General features: G+C 47.5%; 20 protein-coding genes, 1 tRNA gene and 1 pseudogene. 10 read left to right on the top strand and 12 right to left on the bottom strand.

What is annotated here, in order from left to right; translation table 11 throughout:
* Window positions 1-33: 33 nt before the first annotated feature.
* The 4 genes and pseudogenes from NYE37_RS02520 (at window position 34) to NYE37_RS02535 (ending at window position 4,192) form a co-directional block, all read left to right on the top strand.
* Entirely contained in the window at window positions 34-726 is a 693-nt protein-coding gene (locus tag NYE37_RS02520; protein ID WP_131470900.1) for a hypothetical protein, read from the top strand.
* A 259-nt stretch (window positions 727-985) separates the two neighbouring features.
* The gene (locus NYE37_RS02525; protein ID WP_049720629.1) at window positions 986-2,164 is read left to right on the top strand and encodes a cation:proton antiporter; all 1,179 of its coding nucleotides are present in this window, start codon (window positions 986-988) and stop codon (window positions 2,162-2,164) included.
* Between the two features lie 212 nt (window positions 2,165-2,376).
* Window positions 2,377-2,691 (top strand): DUF485 domain-containing protein, encoded by a 315-nt coding sequence (locus NYE37_RS02530; protein WP_037993231.1) that lies wholly within the window; start codon window positions 2,377-2,379, stop codon window positions 2,689-2,691.
* A pseudogene (locus tag NYE37_RS02535) lies at window positions 2,688-4,192 on the top strand (solute symporter family protein). The gene NYE37_RS02530 and the pseudogene NYE37_RS02535 overlap by 4 nt, the downstream one beginning before the upstream one ends.
* A gap of 66 nt (window positions 4,193-4,258) precedes the next feature.
* On the opposite strand, the gene NYE37_RS02540 reads toward NYE37_RS02535, so the two are convergent.
* The 5 genes from NYE37_RS02540 to NYE37_RS02560 form a co-directional block, all read right to left on the bottom strand.
* A complete protein-coding gene (locus NYE37_RS02540) occupies window positions 4,259-5,038 on the bottom strand; it encodes a cytochrome c oxidase assembly protein (RefSeq protein ID WP_340711740.1) in 780 nt (259 codons plus the stop codon).
* Window positions 5,035-5,520 carry a DUF2243 domain-containing protein gene (locus NYE37_RS02545; RefSeq protein WP_340711741.1) on the bottom strand — a complete coding sequence of 162 codons (486 nt, stop codon included), beginning with the start codon at window positions 5,518-5,520 and terminating at the stop codon, window positions 5,035-5,037. The genes NYE37_RS02540 and NYE37_RS02545 overlap by 4 nt, the downstream gene beginning before the upstream one ends.
* 185 nt (window positions 5,521-5,705) lie before the next feature.
* Window positions 5,706-5,828, bottom strand: a complete 123-nt coding sequence (locus tag NYE37_RS02550; protein WP_255347143.1) for a hypothetical protein — start codon at window positions 5,826-5,828, stop codon at window positions 5,706-5,708.
* A gap of 167 nt (window positions 5,829-5,995) precedes the next feature.
* Complete coding sequence (locus tag NYE37_RS02555) at window positions 5,996-6,748, bottom strand: hypothetical protein (protein WP_340711742.1); 753 nt, start codon at window positions 6,746-6,748, stop codon at window positions 5,996-5,998.
* Window positions 6,749-6,798: 50 nt separating this feature from the next.
* Entirely contained in the window at window positions 6,799-7,653 is an 855-nt protein-coding gene (locus tag NYE37_RS02560; protein WP_131470901.1) for a hypothetical protein, read from the bottom strand.
* Between the two features lie 162 nt (window positions 7,654-7,815).
* Here NYE37_RS02560 and NYE37_RS02565 point away from each other — a divergent pair, with 162 nt between their 5' ends.
* Window positions 7,816-8,388 (top strand): restriction endonuclease, encoded by a 573-nt coding sequence (locus tag NYE37_RS02565; RefSeq protein WP_165489727.1) that lies wholly within the window; start codon window positions 7,816-7,818, stop codon window positions 8,386-8,388.
* A gap of 362 nt (window positions 8,389-8,750) precedes the next feature.
* Here the strand turns inward: NYE37_RS02565 and NYE37_RS02570 are convergent.
* Window positions 8,751-8,826 (bottom strand) — tRNA-Ala (locus NYE37_RS02570).
* A 178-nt stretch (window positions 8,827-9,004) separates the two neighbouring features.
* Here NYE37_RS02570 and NYE37_RS02575 point away from each other — a divergent pair.
* Complete coding sequence (locus tag NYE37_RS02575) at window positions 9,005-9,781, top strand: GNAT family N-acetyltransferase (protein ID WP_037993150.1); 777 nt, start codon at window positions 9,005-9,007, stop codon at window positions 9,779-9,781.
* A 136-nt stretch (window positions 9,782-9,917) separates the two neighbouring features.
* Here NYE37_RS02575 and NYE37_RS02580 read toward each other — a convergent pair whose 3' ends face one another.
* Entirely contained in the window at window positions 9,918-10,619 is a 702-nt protein-coding gene (locus NYE37_RS02580; protein ID WP_037993149.1) for a hypothetical protein, read from the bottom strand.
* A gap of 184 nt (window positions 10,620-10,803) precedes the next feature.
* On the opposite strand from NYE37_RS02580, the gene NYE37_RS02585 reads away from it, so the two are divergent.
* Both NYE37_RS02585 and NYE37_RS02590 read left to right on the top strand, forming a co-directional pair.
* Window positions 10,804-11,493, top strand: coding sequence for a futalosine hydrolase (locus NYE37_RS02585; RefSeq protein WP_049720625.1), 690 nt, complete (start codon window positions 10,804-10,806; stop codon window positions 11,491-11,493).
* Window positions 11,490-12,314, top strand: coding sequence for a 1,4-dihydroxy-6-naphthoate synthase (locus NYE37_RS02590; RefSeq protein ID WP_049720624.1), 825 nt, complete (start codon window positions 11,490-11,492; stop codon window positions 12,312-12,314). Before NYE37_RS02585 ends, NYE37_RS02590 begins: the two co-directional genes overlap by 4 nt.
* Before the next feature lie 348 nt (window positions 12,315-12,662).
* Here the strand turns inward: NYE37_RS02590 and NYE37_RS02595 are convergent, their stop codons facing one another.
* The 5 genes from NYE37_RS02595 to NYE37_RS02615 form a co-directional block, all read right to left on the bottom strand.
* A complete protein-coding gene (locus NYE37_RS02595) occupies window positions 12,663-13,226 on the bottom strand; it encodes an NUDIX hydrolase (protein WP_340711743.1) in 564 nt (187 codons plus the stop codon).
* 102 nt (window positions 13,227-13,328) lie between these two features.
* Window positions 13,329-14,039: a LutC/YkgG family protein gene (locus tag NYE37_RS02600; RefSeq protein WP_121874309.1), complete on the bottom strand. Its 711-nt coding sequence runs from the start codon at window positions 14,037-14,039 to the stop codon at window positions 13,329-13,331.
* Complete coding sequence (locus NYE37_RS02605; protein ID WP_131470902.1) at window positions 14,020-15,459, bottom strand: LutB/LldF family L-lactate oxidation iron-sulfur protein; 1,440 nt, start codon at window positions 15,457-15,459, stop codon at window positions 14,020-14,022. The genes NYE37_RS02600 and NYE37_RS02605 overlap by 20 nt, the downstream gene beginning before the upstream one ends.
* Before the next feature lie 12 nt (window positions 15,460-15,471).
* Window positions 15,472-16,188 (bottom strand): (Fe-S)-binding protein, encoded by a 717-nt coding sequence (locus NYE37_RS02610; protein ID WP_049720652.1) that lies wholly within the window; start codon window positions 16,186-16,188, stop codon window positions 15,472-15,474.
* Between the two features lie 18 nt (window positions 16,189-16,206).
* Entirely contained in the window at window positions 16,207-16,947 is a 741-nt protein-coding gene (locus NYE37_RS02615; protein WP_236533765.1) for a FadR/GntR family transcriptional regulator, read from the bottom strand.
* Window positions 16,948-17,492: 545 nt separating this feature from the next.
* Between NYE37_RS02615 and NYE37_RS02620 the strand changes: the two genes are divergently transcribed.
* On the top strand, window positions 17,493-17,972 hold the full coding sequence (locus tag NYE37_RS02620; protein WP_340711744.1) for an SDR family oxidoreductase: 480 nt from the start codon (window positions 17,493-17,495) through the stop codon (window positions 17,970-17,972).
* A gap of 15 nt (window positions 17,973-17,987) precedes the next feature.
* A complete protein-coding gene (locus NYE37_RS02625) occupies window positions 17,988-18,410 on the top strand; it encodes an SDR family NAD(P)-dependent oxidoreductase (RefSeq protein ID WP_236533805.1) in 423 nt (140 codons plus the stop codon).
* The last annotated feature ends 86 nt before the right edge of the window (window positions 18,411-18,496 follow it).

Here is an 18,496-nt window from a genome sequence, read left to right on the forward strand (position 1 = left end):
CATGGAGAAATCGCTGGATTGGCAGGGATGATGATGGAGTTCATTCAAATCGGGCCCATGTTGCTTCGCTTGGAGTGGTTTGTTTTTTTCGTGGGCGGAGGTTTGGGAATGGCATTGTCAAGATGGTTGGCGATCAAGAAGAAATTGGAGCCTGCTTGGGATTTGGATATTATCATCCAGGCGATTGCCATGGGAATGCTGGTTTGGAAATTAAGTGCGGTGATCTTTGAACCTTCATTGTTTTTGAAATATCACTGGACCATTGTTTACTTGCCTCCTTCCGGGAACGGGGATTGGTTGGGATTGTTGATTGCACTTTCCTATTTGGGGATTTATTTTTTCCGGTTAAAAAAACAGATGCGCCGCGGATGTTTGGACCTGTTCGGTGTTTTGATGGGGGTCGTGCTGGCGGTGAATCAATGGATCCGTGTTTTTTGGGATGGGGCTTGGAGCCTTCAGTGGATTCATTTGCCGGTGGCGGTTTTGCACAGCATGATTTTGTACTGGCTCTGGAGGCAGGGATTGAGAAAGATGGGAACGGGGGAAGTGTTTGCTGATTTTTTGGCTTTTTCCGGCTTGGTTTTGCTTGCCGGTTCCTTTCCGGTGTTTCACCCGGATCCCTTGATGTTTTTTGTGAAAACCGAATGGCTGGGCTTTTTCATGACCATTGCCGGACTCGTTTTGTACCTTATGCTTGATCAAGACAAAGGGAAAAACCGCTTCTAAGTCATTGGGCGGAAATGGCACGGCCTGGCCGGGTTATCCGGACCTTTGGGCATGAAGTGTTTATTGTCGGAAGCAGGGTAGCCATGGAATGGTTTTCACAATGAATGCTTTTATTTTAATTGTTGATAAAATAAAGTATTTATGTTATCCTTTTAAAAAAAGCATATTACGTTTTTCAGGGGGAGTCTGTCACTGGCAAGCTCCCTTTGTTCTTTTTGACCTAATTTTTAAAAAATTTGAGGGGTGAGGAGGAGAAACCATGTTTTTTGCACAATTACTGCTAATTTTGGTTGCAACAAAGTTGGCTGGCGATTTGAGCACCCGGATCGGACAGCCGGCTGTTTTGGGAAAATTGATTGTCGGTGTGATTTTGGGACCGGCGGTGCTGGGATGGATTGAAGAGAGCGACATCATCCATCAAATGAGCGAAATCGGTGTTCTCTTGTTAATGTTCTTGGCTGGTCTGGAGACCGATATACATGAGCTTAACAGAAATCGCACCTCTTCTCTTGCCGTGGCTGTGGGGGGAGTGATTCTCCCATTGGTCGGAGGTTATCTGGTTGGGATCTGGTTCGGGATGGAACCGTTTACTGCCTGGTTTTTAGGTGCATTGCTTTCGGCCACTTCTGTCAGCATCACGGTTCAGACATTGCGGGATCTTGGCAAATTGCAAACCAAAGAAAGTGTCACCATTTTGGGTGCGGCCATTGCCGATGATGTCATTGTGGTGGTGTTGCTGGCCTTTTTGATGAGTTTTTCCGGATTGCAGGATGTCAGCCTCGGATTGGTGATCGGTCAAAAAATCTTGTTTTTTGCCCTGATTATCTTGTTGGGATGGAAAGTGGTTCCGTGGGCCATGAAATGGATGACCCGCATTCGCGCATCCGAAATTGTGGTCAGCTCTGCGTTGATGATTTGCTTTGCCTTTGCCTTTATGGCGGAAGAAATGGGCGTTGCCGGAATCATTGGCTCTTTTGCGGCCGGTCTTTCTCTGTCGCAAACCAAAGTGCGCCATGAGGTCGAAGAAAAGTTGAGTCCGATTGCTTATTCCGTTTTCGTTCCGATTTTCTTTGTAAGTATTGGGTTGTCTGTGTCTTTCGAAGGGCTAGGCAGTCAAATTGGATTGATTGTTGTTCTTTCCATTCTTGCCATTTTCTCCAAATGGATCGGTTGCGGATTGGGAGCCCGTTTGACCGGATTTAACACCGCTTCATCCATCAGCATTGGTTCTGGCATGATTTCGCGTGGGGAAGTGGCCTTGATCATTGCTTCCCTTGGATTAAGTAAACATCTGTTGCCCGCCGAATGGTATACATCCACGATTTTGGTTGTGATTTTGACCACTATTATCACACCACCGTTGTTGAAAATCACCTTCCAGAAAATGAATCCTTCCAAAAAAGAGAAACCCCGACAAGAAGCAATTGCTTCCAAATAAAACCCATGTCAGGCCCCTTGATCCGGTAAGGAGCAAAGGGGCTTTTTTATGCGGGATGAATTAAATGATTTTTAAATAAATAATTTTCAAAAAAGTTAACTTTTTCATAAATTAATATGTTATATTTTTGAATATATATTATTTATCTAATAATCAGATTAACATCTTTGGAGGAGGTTTATTCATTGTCAGAAAACAAGAAGGTTGACAGAATGGCCTCAACGCATCCGGATTGGGAGGAAATTTCCCGCTCACCGGAATTTCGCGAGCTGATGCAAAAGAAACGCCGGTTTATCATCTCAGCCACGTTCTTTTTCGCTCTCTATTATTTTGCCCTGCCTTTTTTCACCGGTTATTTTGAGTTTCTCAACACTCCGTTGATCGGATCCATCAATGGTGCCTATTTGTTTGCCATCTCCCAATTCTTTATGGCTTGGATCCTGGCGGTTTTATATGTTCGTCATGCCAACCAAACCGATCAATTGATTCAGCGTCTGATCGAGAAACAGAGGAGGGAAGCTTCGTGAACACAACCGCTTTTTCGCTGTTTTTGGTGATTGTGTTGCTGACGCTTTTGGTCACCTATTGGGCCGCCAAAAGGACGCAGACCACCACGGATTTTTATGCGGCGGGCCGGTCAATCAAGGGCTGGCAAAACGGGATTGCCATTGCCGGGGATTACATGAGTGCTGCCTCTTTCCTCGGAATAGCCGGGTTGATTGCTTTGGGAGGATTTGACGGTTTTCTTTATTCCGTCGGCTGGCTGGTCGCTTATCTGGTCGTGTTGATCATCGTTGCTGAACCCCTCCGTAACTCCGGCCGATATACGCTGGCGGACATGCTGGCCTACCGCATGAGGGCAAAGCCGGTCCGTTCCGCTGCGGCGCTGAGTACTTTGGCGATCTCCACCTTTTATATGATTGCCCAACTGGTCGGGGCAGGCGGGATCATCAAGTTATTGCTCGGGATCGATTTTGAGGTATCGATTGTAATGATCGGGATTTTGATGATTTTGTACGTGGCATTTGGCGGGATGCTGGCCACCACTTGGGTGCAGATCATCAAGGCGGTTTTGCTGATGGCGGGAACGGTTTTGCTCAGCTTCCTGGTGCTTGCCCGGTTTGATTTCAGCATGGTGGAGATGTTTAATCAAGTTTCGGACAAGCTCGGGCAAAGATTTCTCGAGCCGGACTGTTGTACACCAATCCGCTGGACAACATTTCGTTGGGACTGGCCCTTCTGGCCGGGACGGCAGGCCTTCCCCACATATTGATCCGTTTTTATACGGTGCCGACTGCCAAAGAAGCGCGGACTTCCGTCGTCTGGGCCATGTTTATCATCGGGGCGTTTTATATCATGACCACGTTCCTCGGTTTTGGTTCGGCCATTCTGGTTGGCCAGGAAAAAATTATCGCCGCGGATCAAGCCGGAAACATGGCTGCCCCTCTGCTTGCCGAAGCATTGGGAGGAAATTTCTTTCTCGCCTTTATTTCCGCCGTGGCATTTGCAACCATCCTGGCGGTGGTGGCCGGGCTTGTGATCTCGGCAGCCGGTGCCTTTGCCCATGATTTTTATTCCAATGTTTTGCGTGGGGGAAAAGCCACGGAAAAAGAGCAAATGCAGGTGGCCAAATGGGCTTCGGTGGGAGTCGGGATTGTGTCCATTATCCTGGCCATTCTTGCCAAGAACCAAAATGTCGCTTTTCTGGTTTCTCTCGCCTTTGCCGTGGCGGCCAGCGCCAACTTGCCGGTGATCCTCTTCAGTTTGTTTTGGAAGCGCTTTAATACAACGGGTGCGGTCACCGGGATCTTAACCGGACTGTTCAGCTCCATTTTCCTTGTTTTGATCAGCCCGAACCTGATGGATCCGGAAGATGCGCTTTTCCCTCTGGGGAACCCTGCCATTGTATCGGTTCCGCTCGGTTTTATCGGTGCCTGGTTGGGAACGGTGTTTTCCCGTGAACCGGAGGCGGAACAGAAATTTACGGAGCTCTATGTCCGGTCCAACACCGGAATCGGTTCCGAATAAACGAAAGAAGCCTGCTTCAAAAAGCAGGCTTTGCTTTTTGGAGGGCAGAAAATGCGGGAATTTTATTCAGGATTTCAAAGCAGGTTGACAGGAGGGAAGCTTTTTTCGTGGTTGCAGGGTTTGATACCACCTCCGGCAGAGGACGATGATGATCACCAAGTCGATCACGTCGCCCCCGTAGTACATCAGCATTCCTCCGGCTTCTGCCAGGTCCGTTGGAACTTCGCCAGGCGGATGGGCATAGATGAATTTGGCCAAAATTTGGTGCGCGGCAAGGGAGAGAACCAGGACAGCAGCCCGGAACGAAAAACGGTACCGGTCAGGGGAAGGTTCCAACTGCAAGAGGGAGGCGGTGTATACATAGCCGGCCAAAAAAATGTGAAGGTGGATCAAAAGATAAAAAAACGCATGTTGATGCATCATTTCCCAGAGGCGGGTGGTGTATAACACCCACATCCCGCCGATATTGAGGAGGGAAGCGGTGACGGGATGGTGGAGGGTCCGGATATACCGGGTTTTTAAAAAACGGACAAGCCTCCGGGCGTTTTGGACACTCAGTGTTCGAAAAATGAGGGTGAGCGGGCGGGCCGAGTGGATCAAAAGCGGGGACAGCATGCCCAGAATTAAATGGGTTCCCATATGAAACCGAAAATCGGCATGCGCAAGATGGGCCAAGGGTCCGGTCGCCGAAACGACGGCCATAAGAACCCCCACAATCCCAAAAACGGTACGGGATCGCGGCCATGCCTTTCCCCGACGGCGGGAATGGACGAAGGCACCATACAGATAGACAAAAAAAACCGTCCCGAACGGAAGGATGAACAGCAGGGTATAAACCGGATTCACGCTTCCCGCTCCTTCCGTTTCTTTTGTGAGCGGATGACCAGAAAGCCGGCGATGATCATGATCACGGCAAGCAAATTCCAAACCAGATCATAGATCAACACATTTTCCACATAACGAATCTGATGAATCCGCATCCACTTGTGCTGAATGATTCCGTCGTACAATTGAAACAGACCGGCTCCCAGCACAACGCTTCCCCACCATCTCTTTTTCCGCCAGGCATGGCGCTGGCGAAGATCGGCCAGCAAGAACAATGACCAGACCGTCGCAAACCAGCTGAAGGCATGAAACAGCCCGTCGGAGACAAGCCCGATGCTGCGGGTGGCCCGGTCATAAAAATGATGCCAGTGTAAAAGTTGGTGAAAGACTGCTTCATCGAAAAAAGCAATCAATCCGATGCCAAACAACAACCCGGACCAGAAATTGCGCTTCCAAAAAAACGAATCCATGGATTCACGGGATAACGGACGACTTGTATCCATACGGATGCTCCTTCTTCTTTCGGGAATTTCGCAATTTATCCTCTAGGTTATCCCATGTGCATCCAAAGCAAACGTCTGAAGGATAATCAGGGTTGTCCACAATGTAATCTCTGATTTTCATTTATCTTCCGGTTATGGAACTGAGAGAGGAAATCGACGGTTTAACCAGCTTTCAGGGGGGCCGTTCAGGATTTATTTTTGTTGACACAGATCAGCAAAACCCTGATGGCAAGGGTTAACAAGGAGATTGCCAAAATCCCGATTCCCAGTCCGGTCAGCGTGAGAGAGGTGATTTCAATTTCAAACAACGGATCGCACCCCACTTTCCTCTTTTAAATGAAATATTTCATCATAATAAAATTATGCTGAATATTTGATGGTTAAAATATAAAAAGATAAAGTCCCCCGAAAAAAATTGAAACATTTGGGGGACTGGATCATGGAATGAAACGTTTCAGCAGGCTGTTTTTGTTTTCTAATAAACGAGGTGTTTAAATTTTATGTTCTTGTCGTCCAAATAACTCTCCACTTTATACCGGATCTGATGCAATAAATCAGTCTTATCCACCTTTATATCAAACAAGTTCTCCCCGTAAAAACGCACAAAAATCTTACCGTCATTCAAATCCTCCACGTGATTTTCTCCGATTTCCCGGACAATCGTTTCCACAATGACTTCCCTGGGTAATTGAGTTTCCAAAAGATCCAATAACTCTTGCCACTCTGGATGAGGTTCCAAAGAGGCCCGATAGTCATAGATTTTTTCCGGACGGTAAAGAAAATAGATATTTCCCATAAAACCAGCCCGCAAGTCGCCTAACCACAGTTCTTGAATCTCCCTGATCCGGGAAATGTCTTTCATCACCTGGATAAAATGACCGGTTAACGCTGGATTCTCCTTGAAATATTTCCCGCCATCATACTCGGAAATTGACAGGACCGAATCACTGATAAACATGCGGTGAACATATGGCTCCTCCTGTACCATTGGATTAAAAAAAACGACGTTAAAAGCGTCAAAGTTCTTTAACCGGGTCCCGGCGAGATGGATGAATTCAGATGAATATTTAATATCTCTTGCAATATCCCCCACCTTGTAATTGGTGATGGCTTTGATTCCTTCCCAATGCTTTAATAGTTTTTCACATATTTTGATTGCCGTGTTCCAATATCCATCCACCAGATATCTTCCCCAACCGGTATAAGCCAGATAAGTTTTTTCATCCATTTAGTCAATCCCCCTTATACCTTCACATTTTTACCCAAGAAATCAATATCTCATTTCCCGAATTTAACCTTGCGATATTTTACAACAATGCCAAGCTCTTTCTTAAAAGTATCCACAATCGTTTTCATATCTTTATCCTCTGCCCGGGAACCTTTATATAATATTCGACTATCTGCTCTATGAGTTATGCCAAGTTCCCGTGCTTTCTCTTGAATAATTAGGTCATCCAAGTGCTGATTTAGATAATCGATCGCATTTTTATGTTTATATAACTGAATAAAGGCATTAAATTCATTTCCTTTGCTATTTTTAACGAGAAGACCATCCTCTATAAATTGTTGAGGTTTATTCTCTGCTAACAGAGCTAAATCTTTGAGGGCATCTTTGGAATACAGTTTTGCTTCCTCTACAATAATGATTTTTCCGTTATCAACCACAATGTCATCAGGCAAACCAAAAATACCTTTTTTAGTTGGATCTTCTTTGTACGCTTTGTTGTAAACAGCTCGAAATAAGGAGTCTATTTTTCGTTTTCCTTCTTCTTCGCCAAATTTACTTCGGATACTGTTCTTTAACAAAGATTCCTCTTCAAAGCTAACACTGGCGTACTTTTTACCATTTGATTTGCTGGCAAACTTCTGTAACCACTGACCGAATGAGGTATCACCGATTGTCTTTGGTGCGGAAGCAGTTCCATCAGCAAATATTTCGAATGCCGTCGAAAGACTGAGTCCGTTAATTTTAGTTATAATGCCATCTAAATGGCTGCTTATGTACCAGCCGCCAAAGCTAAGGAAAAAACCGAATGCAGCGGCCACTATTGCTCGTTTTAAACTAAATATACCTGTTTTCAGGTAATCTGTTATGCTTTGGTCCGTTCCCGCAATCACTGCATTACCAAACATTTTGGGCGTAGCTCGGTTTAGCCAAGGAATTCTGGAACCGATCGAAGCTAGGATACTTGATTCACCGATCATGGCTATGAAGTAAGTGCACTGACGATTTCACCTAACACAATCCCAACACCTACAAAGGTGGCAATAGTAACCTCAAAAGCGAAAACAATGATGGCCACGATGATACCAGATCCTATTTCAATACCAATCCAATGTCTTTTTAGAATTTCGGCTGCGATATATGTTGTTACCGCTTCCACCAAATGGTTCAAATATCAAGTCACCTTCGTTTGTCGCAAACAAGCTAATGGTGTAAAGCCGATTAAACATGCATTTATTGAGAAGTTAAATCAGCTAGGTTGGGAAGATGAAAAGATTGTAAGTAAGAAGTCGATCAAAAATAGAAAGATTGACTCTTCCTTAGAATTAAGTGATGGAAAGTATTTTGGTGTTGAATGGGAAACAGGAAACATAGCTTCAAGTCATCGAGCAATAAACAGACTTAAACTTGGTATGTTAGAAGGTGATTTAGCTGGGGGATTCTTGGTATTACCTTCTCGTCAAATGTACTATTATTTAACTGAACGAGTTGGAAATTTTCAAGAGCTAGAGAAATATTTTCCTGTTATGTCGGATACTTCGAAAATTACCGGTTTTCTTGGTGTTATTGAAATAGAACATGACGGAGTAAGAGCTGATATACCTCCAATAAAGAAAGGAACAGACGGTAGAGCGCTAGTTTAAGGGTTAATCGATGTTGCATGATAAATCAAACGCTTGTATAAAGAGCTAAAAATGCTGAATACAAAAGCCAATTGTATACATAAGAAAGAAAAGACTAAAAAAAACTTTAGTCAAACTCCATAGATAACGTTAAGGGATGAACTCTAGCATAAAGTCCATCCCTTCTTGATCATAATCTCCCGTTATTTCATCAATAATAACTTTTCGAACTTAAAGTTTCATTTAAAGAAATATCCTAATTATTAGTGGTTGTATATCATGGTCTTGTATAAAGTGGAAAAAGGAGCAGTGATGTTTCAAGTCGTTGTTCCTTTTAACTTATTGTAAATAAAAACCCCCCGGAACATCCGAGGGTTTTCCTTTGGTGGAGCATAGCGGGCTCGAACCGCTGACCTCTACACTGCCAGTGTAGCGCTCTCCCAGCTGAGCTAATGCCCCGTGTTTTTCAGTTACATATTGTATTATAATCACCGGAGATCATTTTTGCAAGAAGAAAATTAAATTTTTTTCGTGTACTCGTTTACAAAAATTCTGTTCATTTCGTGATATACTCTTCCATATCCGAAAAACAACAAGAGAAAAAATGCCCTGACGGGGTGGAAAAGGCGGGAGGAACATGATTCGCAGGTTGACGGAAGAGGATCATGAAGCATGCATGAAGCTTTTGATGCCGAAAGCGGCGGAAAACTTGTTTATTCTCGGCGATATTGAGGCATATGGTTATGATCAGGCGTTCCAAAAGGTGTGGGGCGATTTTGATGATCATGGAAACTTGCGTGCGGTGCTTTTAAAATATTACCAAAATTACATCCCTTATGCGCCCGGTCATGATTTTGACCACGAAGGGTTGGCCAAGGTGATGGTTTCAGATCCGGAATTTCAAAACCTGAATGGCTTGGAGGATGTGGTTTCTTTTCTTATTCCGTGGATCGCTTCCAAGCCGTCTCAAATCCGGAAACTTTATTACGCCAAGTGCCGCGCGTTAAAGGAGTCTCAAGTAAATTGGCCGGTGAAAAAAGCAGGCGTTCAGGATGTCGGGAGAATCATGGAGTTATACCGGCACTTTTCATTCAGTAACAATCCGGAATCCATCAAAAGAAACATGGAAAAAGGTGTAGCCCGGACTTATTACATCGAAGTGGACGGACAGATGGTTTCTTCAGCTTCCAGTACGGCGGAAAATACGCTTTCTGCCATGGTGGTCGGGGTTTGCACTGTAAAAGAGCATCAAAAGAAGGGGATGGCTTCCGCCTGTCTGGTCCGGCTGTGCCAAGATCTGCTTCAAGAGGGAAAGGAACTTTGTTTGTTTTATGATAACCCGGACGCCGGGAGAATTTATGAACGTTTGGGATTTGTCCCGATCGGCCGGTGGATGATGGTTTCGTTTCAGTGAGTCCCGGTGAATGAACAGGAACCGGGGATGGGATTGGAAAGATTCTGCTTCAGGAATTAAAAGTTTGATGCCGGAAGGCTCCGAAGTGCACAAAGAACCCGGGGCTGTTGACGCTGTTGTCAACAGCCTGACCGATTTAAAACCACAAGGCCCCCGCGGAAAGTGCCAGAGACAGCAAAAACAGAATGGAAAAAAGAATCGTTTGCCGCTTTGATTTTTGTTGCCACATTTCTTCTTTTTCCAAAATGACTTTGTTCAATTGAGCCAGGTTTTCGGTCCATTTCTTTTGTTCCGCCTCGATGGTTTCCTTTAAGTTTTTCAATTTGTCATCCAGCTCTTCTTTTTTCTCTTCGTATTCTTTTTGCCGCTGATCCAGGGATTCCAATATTTTTTTGGCATGTTCATCCAGCTGTTTCTGCTTTTCTTCTTGTTTTTCATTCACCCAGTCGGTGAATTTTTCTTGATGTTGATCCAGTGCCCCGGCCATCTGTTTTTCGATTTCCTCTTGGATTTCCCCGGTTTTTTGATGTAGCTGTCCGATCAAATCTTCTATGTTTTTCCGTTGTTGGCGGATATAAGCGCAGGTTTCCTGATCATCCTTCTGGATGGATTTTTGGATCAGCTGTACATCCCGGTACGTTTCATTCAGTTTTTGTGAGATCATGACAGCCGATTGGTTGATCGTCGTGGCTTGTTTCAGCTTCTGGTCGATCTGGCGAAACGAGGATATTTCCCGCTTGATTCTTTCAATTTGGTGATACATGTTTCCGAGTTCTTCATAAATCTCTTGCAAAGCTTCGCCTGTGTTATTCGCGGAAAATCGGTTGAAAAAGCCCATATCACTCTCTCCTAGCTCTGGGTTGCTTAATCTCAAGTCACCAATACTATTCATCATATCAATAATTTAAATAGATCCATAATTATTTGTTTGTGAATCATTTATAAAATCTTTAAAGAACGTCCAACTATCAAGGATATGGTATGATGGAAAAACAGACAAGTGTTGAAGAAGGAGATTGAAAATGAAGCCAAAGCCGAGAACATACAAGGAGGGCGGTGCCAAGCGCCGGGTGCTGGTTGTGACCTCGGTACAGGCCGAACGGGAAGCTGTTTTACGGGGGCTGGAGCAGACCGAAGGGATTGAGGCCGAGGTCTTGGTGGCCGGAGTGGGATTGGCCCAAGCGGCTGCCTCCACAGCCATGGCTTTGTCTGCCGCCTCGTATGATTGGGTGATCAATGCCGGCATTGCCGGAGGGTTCCCGGGAAAGACGGACATTGGTTCGCTGGTGCTTTCCAGTGAAATCATTGCCGCCGACTTGGGCGCGGAAACCGGGGAAGGCTTTTGTTTTTTGGATCAATTGGATCTGGGAACCTCCCGGATCCCGGCGGATGCGGAATTTGTCTGTTGGATGGAACAAGCTTTGCAACATAAAGGGATATCCGTTACGACCGGACCGATCTTGACGGTGTCCACCGTCACCGGGACACAAGAAACGGCAGAGGAGCTGATCCGGCGTGTTCCGGAAGCGGCGGCGGAAGGGATGGAAGGTTTCGGTGTGGCCACCGCGGCCCGGTTGCAAGGCGTGCCGGTGCTTGAAATGCGGGCCGTGTCCAATTTTGTCGGCCCGCGAAACCGGGCGGCCTGGCGAATTAATGAAGCCTTGCAAACTTTGGAAAAAGCAAGCAGTGCATTGACGGAGGTGGTTCGATGAAAATCGCTTTTTCCCCTTGTCCCAATGATACGTTTGTATTCCATGCCTGGGTGCATGGATTGGTGCCCGGAGCGCCCAAACTGGATGTGACCTATGCCGATATTGATATCACCAACCATCTGGCGACACGGCCGGATGGACCGGATGTTTTAAAAATCTCATCCGCCGCTTTGCCGTGGGTATTGTCCGACTATGCACTTCTTCCCTGTGGAGGCGCGATGGGAAGGGGATGCGGGCCGCTCATCCTGACCAAGGATGCTTCCAAAGAAACGGACTTGAGCGGCAAACGCGTTGCCGTGCCCAGTGAACGCTCCACCGCTTATCTGTTGTTCCGTCTCTGGACCGCCCGGCATGTTTCAGGGGACTTGGATATCCAGGTGGTTCCTTTTGACAAAATCATGCCGGCTGTCCGGGAAGGTACCTTTGATGCCGGATTGGTGATCCATGAAGCCCGTTTCACCTATCCGTCTTATGGACTTCATTTGTTGGCGGATCTCGGGGAATGGTGGGAAGAGGACACCGGCTTGCCGATTCCGCTCGGTTCCATCATTGCCCGCCGCACCCTTGATGTGAAGTCCATTGCTGAATGGACACGTGCTTCGGTCGAATATGCCTGGAACCATCCGGAAGCATCCCGGGAATATGTGATGCAGCATGCCCAGGAAATGGATCCGGAAGTGGCCAAGAAACATATTGACCTTTATGTCAACGACTTTACCGCCGACCTCGGCAAAGAAGGGTATAACGCGATTTATGCACTACTCAGCCGGGCTGCCAAAGAAGGAATTGTTCCGGAAATCAAGCCCGAAATGTTGCGTTGAAAGATCCCAAAAGCAAAAAACGGATGGTTTGCAGGCCATCCGTTTTTTTGTTCTTTTTAATTTTTCTTTAATGGACCGACCGTAACCGATTCATCCCCAAACGGGATGGACCATACTTCCCGACCGCCGGTGATGGTAAATCGATCCTTGCTTACCATATTTAAGATTTCCTGATCCGAAAGGGAAGGGGCTGTTTTGATAATAGCCGTCAGATAAGTGGTGTACGATTCTCCTGATGGGATGTTTCGAGGAAACCATAATTGCTTTTCACTGACCACAAGCAGTTTCTTTGTATCTTCGGAGAAAAGTGGTTGAACTCTGTGGTGGACACTGTCATGAACACTGTCATTAATCCGGGATGCCGGCGATGTCGCACAACCGGTCCGCCAGCCGGCGCATGGGCATTTGTTTTAACGTCAGCCAAGCGTGACCGGTGACTTCTTCTTCCTGAATGATGACCTTTGCGGAAGATTTCAAACAGAAGGCAAACCGGAAATCGGCGTGCCAATGCGGAGGTTCGCCTTTTTCGGGATTTTCGGGGATCTCGTGCAAATCAATGTCAACGGGAACGTTTGGGGGCAGGACGGGTTGAAGTTGTTCCGGAGAGATTCCGGTTTCTTCACAGGCTTCCCGCAAGCTGGCTTCAATCAGTGAACGATCCTTCTTTTCACAATGTCCACCCGGAAGAAGCCAAGCGTTCAAGGTTTTATGCCTGATATGCAGAACTCTTTTTTGTTCATCCATGATGACGGCACTCGTTGTGACGTGACCGGGGAAAGTGGCGCGGGAAGTGATGTCCCGGGAATGATGAAGCACATCCATGAGAGGGTGGAGGGATTGCATGCCGGAGCCGGAAAACCGGTCGGCATAAGCGGCAATGGCCCGGGTGATTTCTGAATGCAAAATGGTCACCGGGATTCGCTCCTTTCCTTTTGAGGGTTCTATGAAACGTTCTCCAACCCGGATTGAAGACCTTCCGGATCCGGACATTACAAAGGGCATCGATGGATGCCCTTAAACGATGATATAAAACGCTTTTAAGGGGCCGTGAACCCCGACGACCAGGTTCATCTCAATATCTGCCGAGTTGCTTGGTCCGGATATGAAATGGATGCTGGAGGGCGGGGTTTGGCCGTTTTCGATGGCCTGGTTGATGGCATGGACGGCCTGGGTCATCCGCGGGACGATGGTTTCTTTCGGGATGATGGCGATGTAATTCTCCGGCAGATAATGCAAAGCCCGGCCTTGATCATCCCGGGTTTGAAGAACCACGGTTCCGGATTCCGCCAGGGCATGGTCGCAGAAGACCACGCCGAATTTGGCTGACGCGGCCTGCCGGATGTTTTCTTCTTTTTTCCCTTCTTGCCATCGGTAAACGGAAATCCCCTGACCGGGCCAGGTTCCATGAAGCAGCTCGTGGAGCCCATATTCTTGAAAGCGCGGATCCCCGGAGATGACCACCGGGCCTCCCCCGTTTTCCGATACCAGCTTTTTCAGCGTTTCCGGCAGTTGTTCGCTTGTGGTTTCAATGACGGTTGTGTGGATGTTTCGGCATTGTTTTTTAAATATTTCCAGCAGTTGCTCTCTGCTTGCGTCTTTCAGCGTTTCCTGGTGAACCTCTGTTTTCCACTCCGGACGGGGAACCGGATCCGTCTTTTGTTTCCGTCCCAGCTTTCGGGCAATGTTTTTCAAAAAAGTGTCCCGGTTATGAATTGTTCCTTGCATCCGCTTTCCCTCTTTTCTGTTCCTGTTGATACCAATCACGGAAGCGCTCTTGGCTAGGGGCCGGAAATTCACGGGATGCCATCCACTGCTTTAACGGGCCGACGCCTTTTTTGAATTTTGCACCGGCAGTGAGTGGACGGGTTGCCGCAGAAGCCATTTTGGATCCCCACTGATACAGGGCACTGGAGGAAGCACCTATTTCAAACATTTTCATGGCCAGTTTCTCGGCCAGCGGGGCGCGCCCTTCTTGTTCCACAATCACTTGCCGGTGTTTGATCAACAATTCATGCAGGGGGATTTTTACCGGACAAGCCTCGGTGCATGCTCCGCACAAACTGGAGGCGTAAGGCAATTCCTGAAAGTCTTCGTACCCGGCCAACAAAGGGGTTAAAACCGCTCCGACCGGCCCGGGATAGACCGATCCGTAAGAAAGGCCGCCGATGTGGCGATAGACTGGGCAAACATTGATGCACGCCCCGCAGCGGATACATTGGAGGATGGAACGGAACTCAGAGCCTAAAATCTCCGACCGGCCGTTGTCGACGATCACAAGATGAAATTCTTCCGGCCCATCTCCTTCCCCTGGCGGTTTGGGGCCGGCCACGGTGATATAGCTGGTTAACTTTTGCCCGACACTGCTCCGGCAAAGCAGGCTGACCAGAATATCCAGTTCTTCCATGGTCGGAACAATCCGTTCCATTCCCATCACGGCAATGTGGGTGTCCGGGATGGAAATGGTCAGGTCGGCATTTCCCTCATTGGTGACAAGACAAATGGAGCCGGTATTGGCCACCGCAAAATTGCACCCGGTGATGCCGATGTCCGCTTCCATAAATTTTTCGCGCAAAATCCGCCGGACAAATTTGGTCAATTCATACGGGTCGTCCGATTGGTCATAGCCGAGTTTGCTTTGAAAGGTTTCGCGAATTTGCGTTTTGTTTTTGTGAAGCGCGGGAGCGACGATATGGGAAGGGACATCGTCATTGATTTGCAGGATGTATTCCCCGAGGTCGCTTTCCACCACTTCACAACCCGCTTGTTCAAGCGCCGGGTTCAAATGGATTTCCTCGGTCACCATGGATTTGGATTTGACGATTTTTTTGGCCTTTTTTTGCTTGGCCACGTCTTGGATGTATTGCACCGCTTCTTCCGCGGTTTGGGCAAAAAAGACATGGCCGCCCAGCTTGGCGATGTTTTCGCTGAGTTGCATCAGATAATGATCGAGGTTTTCCAGTGTGTGCTGGCGGATTTGCTCGCCCAAAAGCCGCCATTCTTCCCAGTTTCCCAATTCATCGGCGGCAAAAAGGCGGCGGTCTTGCAATCGTTCCTGGGCCGAGGCAACCGCCTGCCGCATCGTGACATTTTCCAATCCTTGTTGTACCCGGTGGCCAAATGGATTTTCACTGATTTTAATCGCCATTGTGATCTCTCCTTAACGGCTGTTTAAAACTTCCGCGATATGCATCACTTGAACGGGATGTCCCAGGCGTTCGAGCCGCCCCTTGATATTCATCAGGCATCCGCAATCCGCCCCGATCAGGTAGCCGGCTTTGGTTTGCAGGATGTTGTTGACTTTCTCATCGACCATTTCCGTGGAGACGGGGCTCATTTTCACGGAAAACGTGCCTCCGAAGCCACAGCAATTTTGGGCTTGGGGAAGCGGTTCGAGTTGCAATCCTCTGACATTGGAAAGAAGTGTGAAAGGCGCGTCTTTCACGCCAAGCAGACGGGTCATGTGGCAGGACGAATGATACGTGGCTCTCCCGTCCAGCCGGGCTCCGGTGTCCGTGATCCGGAGAACATCCACAATAAACTGGGTCAGCTCATACGTTTTGGCGGCCAACTGTTCAGCTCCCTCTTTCCACTCGGGATCATCTTCAAAAAGACGCGGATATTCTTTGAACATCGTGGCACAGGAACCGGAAGGCGTCACGATGTATTCCGCATGTTCAAAGGCTTGGATCATGTTTTTGGCGGCACTTTTGGCTTTCCGGACATAACCGCTGTTATAAGCCGGCTGTCCGCAGCACACTTGTTTTTCCGGAAATTCCACATCACAACCCAGGTGGTTAAGCAATTCAACGGTGGCTTTTCCGACATTCGGATAAAACATATCCACCAAACAAGTAACAAATAATGACACTTTCACCATCATCACCTGCCCGGTTCATCGAATGTTTTTTTGTTTTTCACGGTTTGCAAACAATTTTTCTTCCACGCCTGCCAAATGCATGAACATGGCATTTTCCGCTTCCTCGGCATTTTGGGCGGCAATGGCTTCACAAATCTTCTGATGTTCCTGAAGCAATTGATCCGGATAACCGGGAATCAAAAACAATTGTTGGCGGCTTTCTTTGAGGGATCTGGACAAGATGCCGTAAATGGATTCCATCATCCATTCCAACACCGGATTGTGGCTGGCGCGGGCGATGGCATAATGAAAAGCCAGATCCGCTTCATCTCCGAGTTCGCCTTTTGCCGCCGCGTTTTTCATGTCAAAAAGCGCCTTTTCCATTTGTTTTAAATCTTCCCCGGATCTCCTTTCGGAAGCGTACCGGGCCATTCCGGTTTCAATCACTTTGCGTGCCTCCAAAAGGGAAAGGAGATCTTGGCGGGTCACCGGCTGAAAAGGTTTGAATTCAGACAAAACCTTTTTGGGATCCAGCCGGGTGACGAAAGTTCCTTCTCCATGGCGAATCGACACAAGACCTATGGTTTTCAGCGAACTGACGGCTTCCCGGATGGTCGATTGGCCCACGCCCATTTGTTCGCTCAATTCCCGGAAGGAAGGCAACCGCTCGCCCGGTTGGTAGGTGCCGTTTAAAATGTGTTCTTTTAACAAGTCCGCCACTTCTTCATAGGATTTACGCACTTTTAAAGCAGATCTCATCTTCATTTTCTTTTCCATTTTTCACCTCATAAGGTCATCTGATGACTGGATGATTAAAAATTATCGTATGCCATTCATTCAGAGATGTCAATGTTTCGGTTTTTGCAGATTCATGCTTTTAAACGGCACTCACTGGCCGGCACCTTCAGACCGGTATGAAAAGAAAATCCCCCGAAGGGGGATCCCTGCGAGCAGGATGGAACCTGCAATTCCAGCGGGAAAGGCTGGCGTTTTCATTTAAACTATCGCAGGACACAGGAAGGATTGGTTACCTTCATCTCCTGCGTGGGGCAGGCGCTTTCATTAAGCGGCTGTGTGAAAAAATTCATCATGTGATATGATTTTTTTAAATATAAAATATTTTAATGGTGAGAGTTGAATGACGAATCCGCATCAACCGGCTTAGAGAGAAAAGAAACAAAAATGTTACATATGCAAAGAACGGATGGATTTCTCCCATCCCCGCTATTCCAAATTGTGTGGAATGCGGCAATTTCAACGAACAGAAGCGCCTTGCCCGCCATGATTTGACTTCTTATGTCGCATTGGTGACAGGCGGCAGGGTGAAAATCGGGTATCATACGGCATTGCGCCTGTTGCGCGAAGGCGCCCGGGTGATTGTCACCACACGGTTTCCTTATGATGCCATCCGGCGATACATTCAGGAGCCGGATTGGGAAGACTGGAAAGACCGGATTCACGTATACGGGTTGGATTTTCGGCGGATTGACCTCGTGGAGGCATTTGCTTTTTCTTTGAACAAGCAATTTCCCTATATTGACATCATTGTCAATAACGCAGCCCAGACGGTCCGGCTTCCGGATGAAGCGTACCAGGCCCTGTTGCAAAAAGAAAGGGAATGGAAAACGAATTGGTTGGGTTCCGGCGAAGAGCGGGGAAGGGAGTTGCCGGTTTATACATTTGCGCAAGGGACGGAACCGGATGATGAGAAAAATCTTCTCCTGCCCGTGGCCAGCCCGTCCCGGCATCCGGCGAATCTTCCTCCATTTGCCAACAATGCCTGGATTGCCAAACCGGATTAAATCTCGTTGACGGAAATGCTGGAAGTTCAACTGGTGAATGTCACGGCGCTCTTTTTGATCAGCACCCGGTTGAAACCGGCCATGCTGAGAAGTCCCCATCTGAACCGCTTTATCATCAATGTTTCTTCCAAGGAAGGGATCTTTCGGACCAAACGCAAAGGGCGCTACCATGTCCATACCAATATGGCCAAGGCTTCGCTGAATATGATGACATTGACGATGGCCAAAGATTACAAGCGGGATCGGATTTTTGTCAACAGTGTTGATCCGGGATGGGTGTCCAATCAACTCCCGGCCAAAGTCCGGGAACACATTCAACCCCCGCTCGACTGTGAAGATGCCGCGGCCCGGATTTGTGACCCGGTTTATCTCGGGATGGATGCTGAAAAACCGCCCAATGGACAGTTTTTCAAAGATTATCGCCCGGTGGACTGGTGATTTTTCTTCCTGTGTTCTGTCAATATTGAAACGGGCTGGACGCATTCGGGTTTGGCGGGGAATGGGGATGCAATAAACCGTTTAAT

Source organism: Thermoactinomyces sp. FSL K6-2592, assembly GCF_038006465.1.
In the GTDB taxonomy this organism is placed as follows: Bacteria; Bacillota; Bacilli; order Thermoactinomycetales; family Thermoactinomycetaceae; genus Thermoactinomyces; species Thermoactinomyces vulgaris.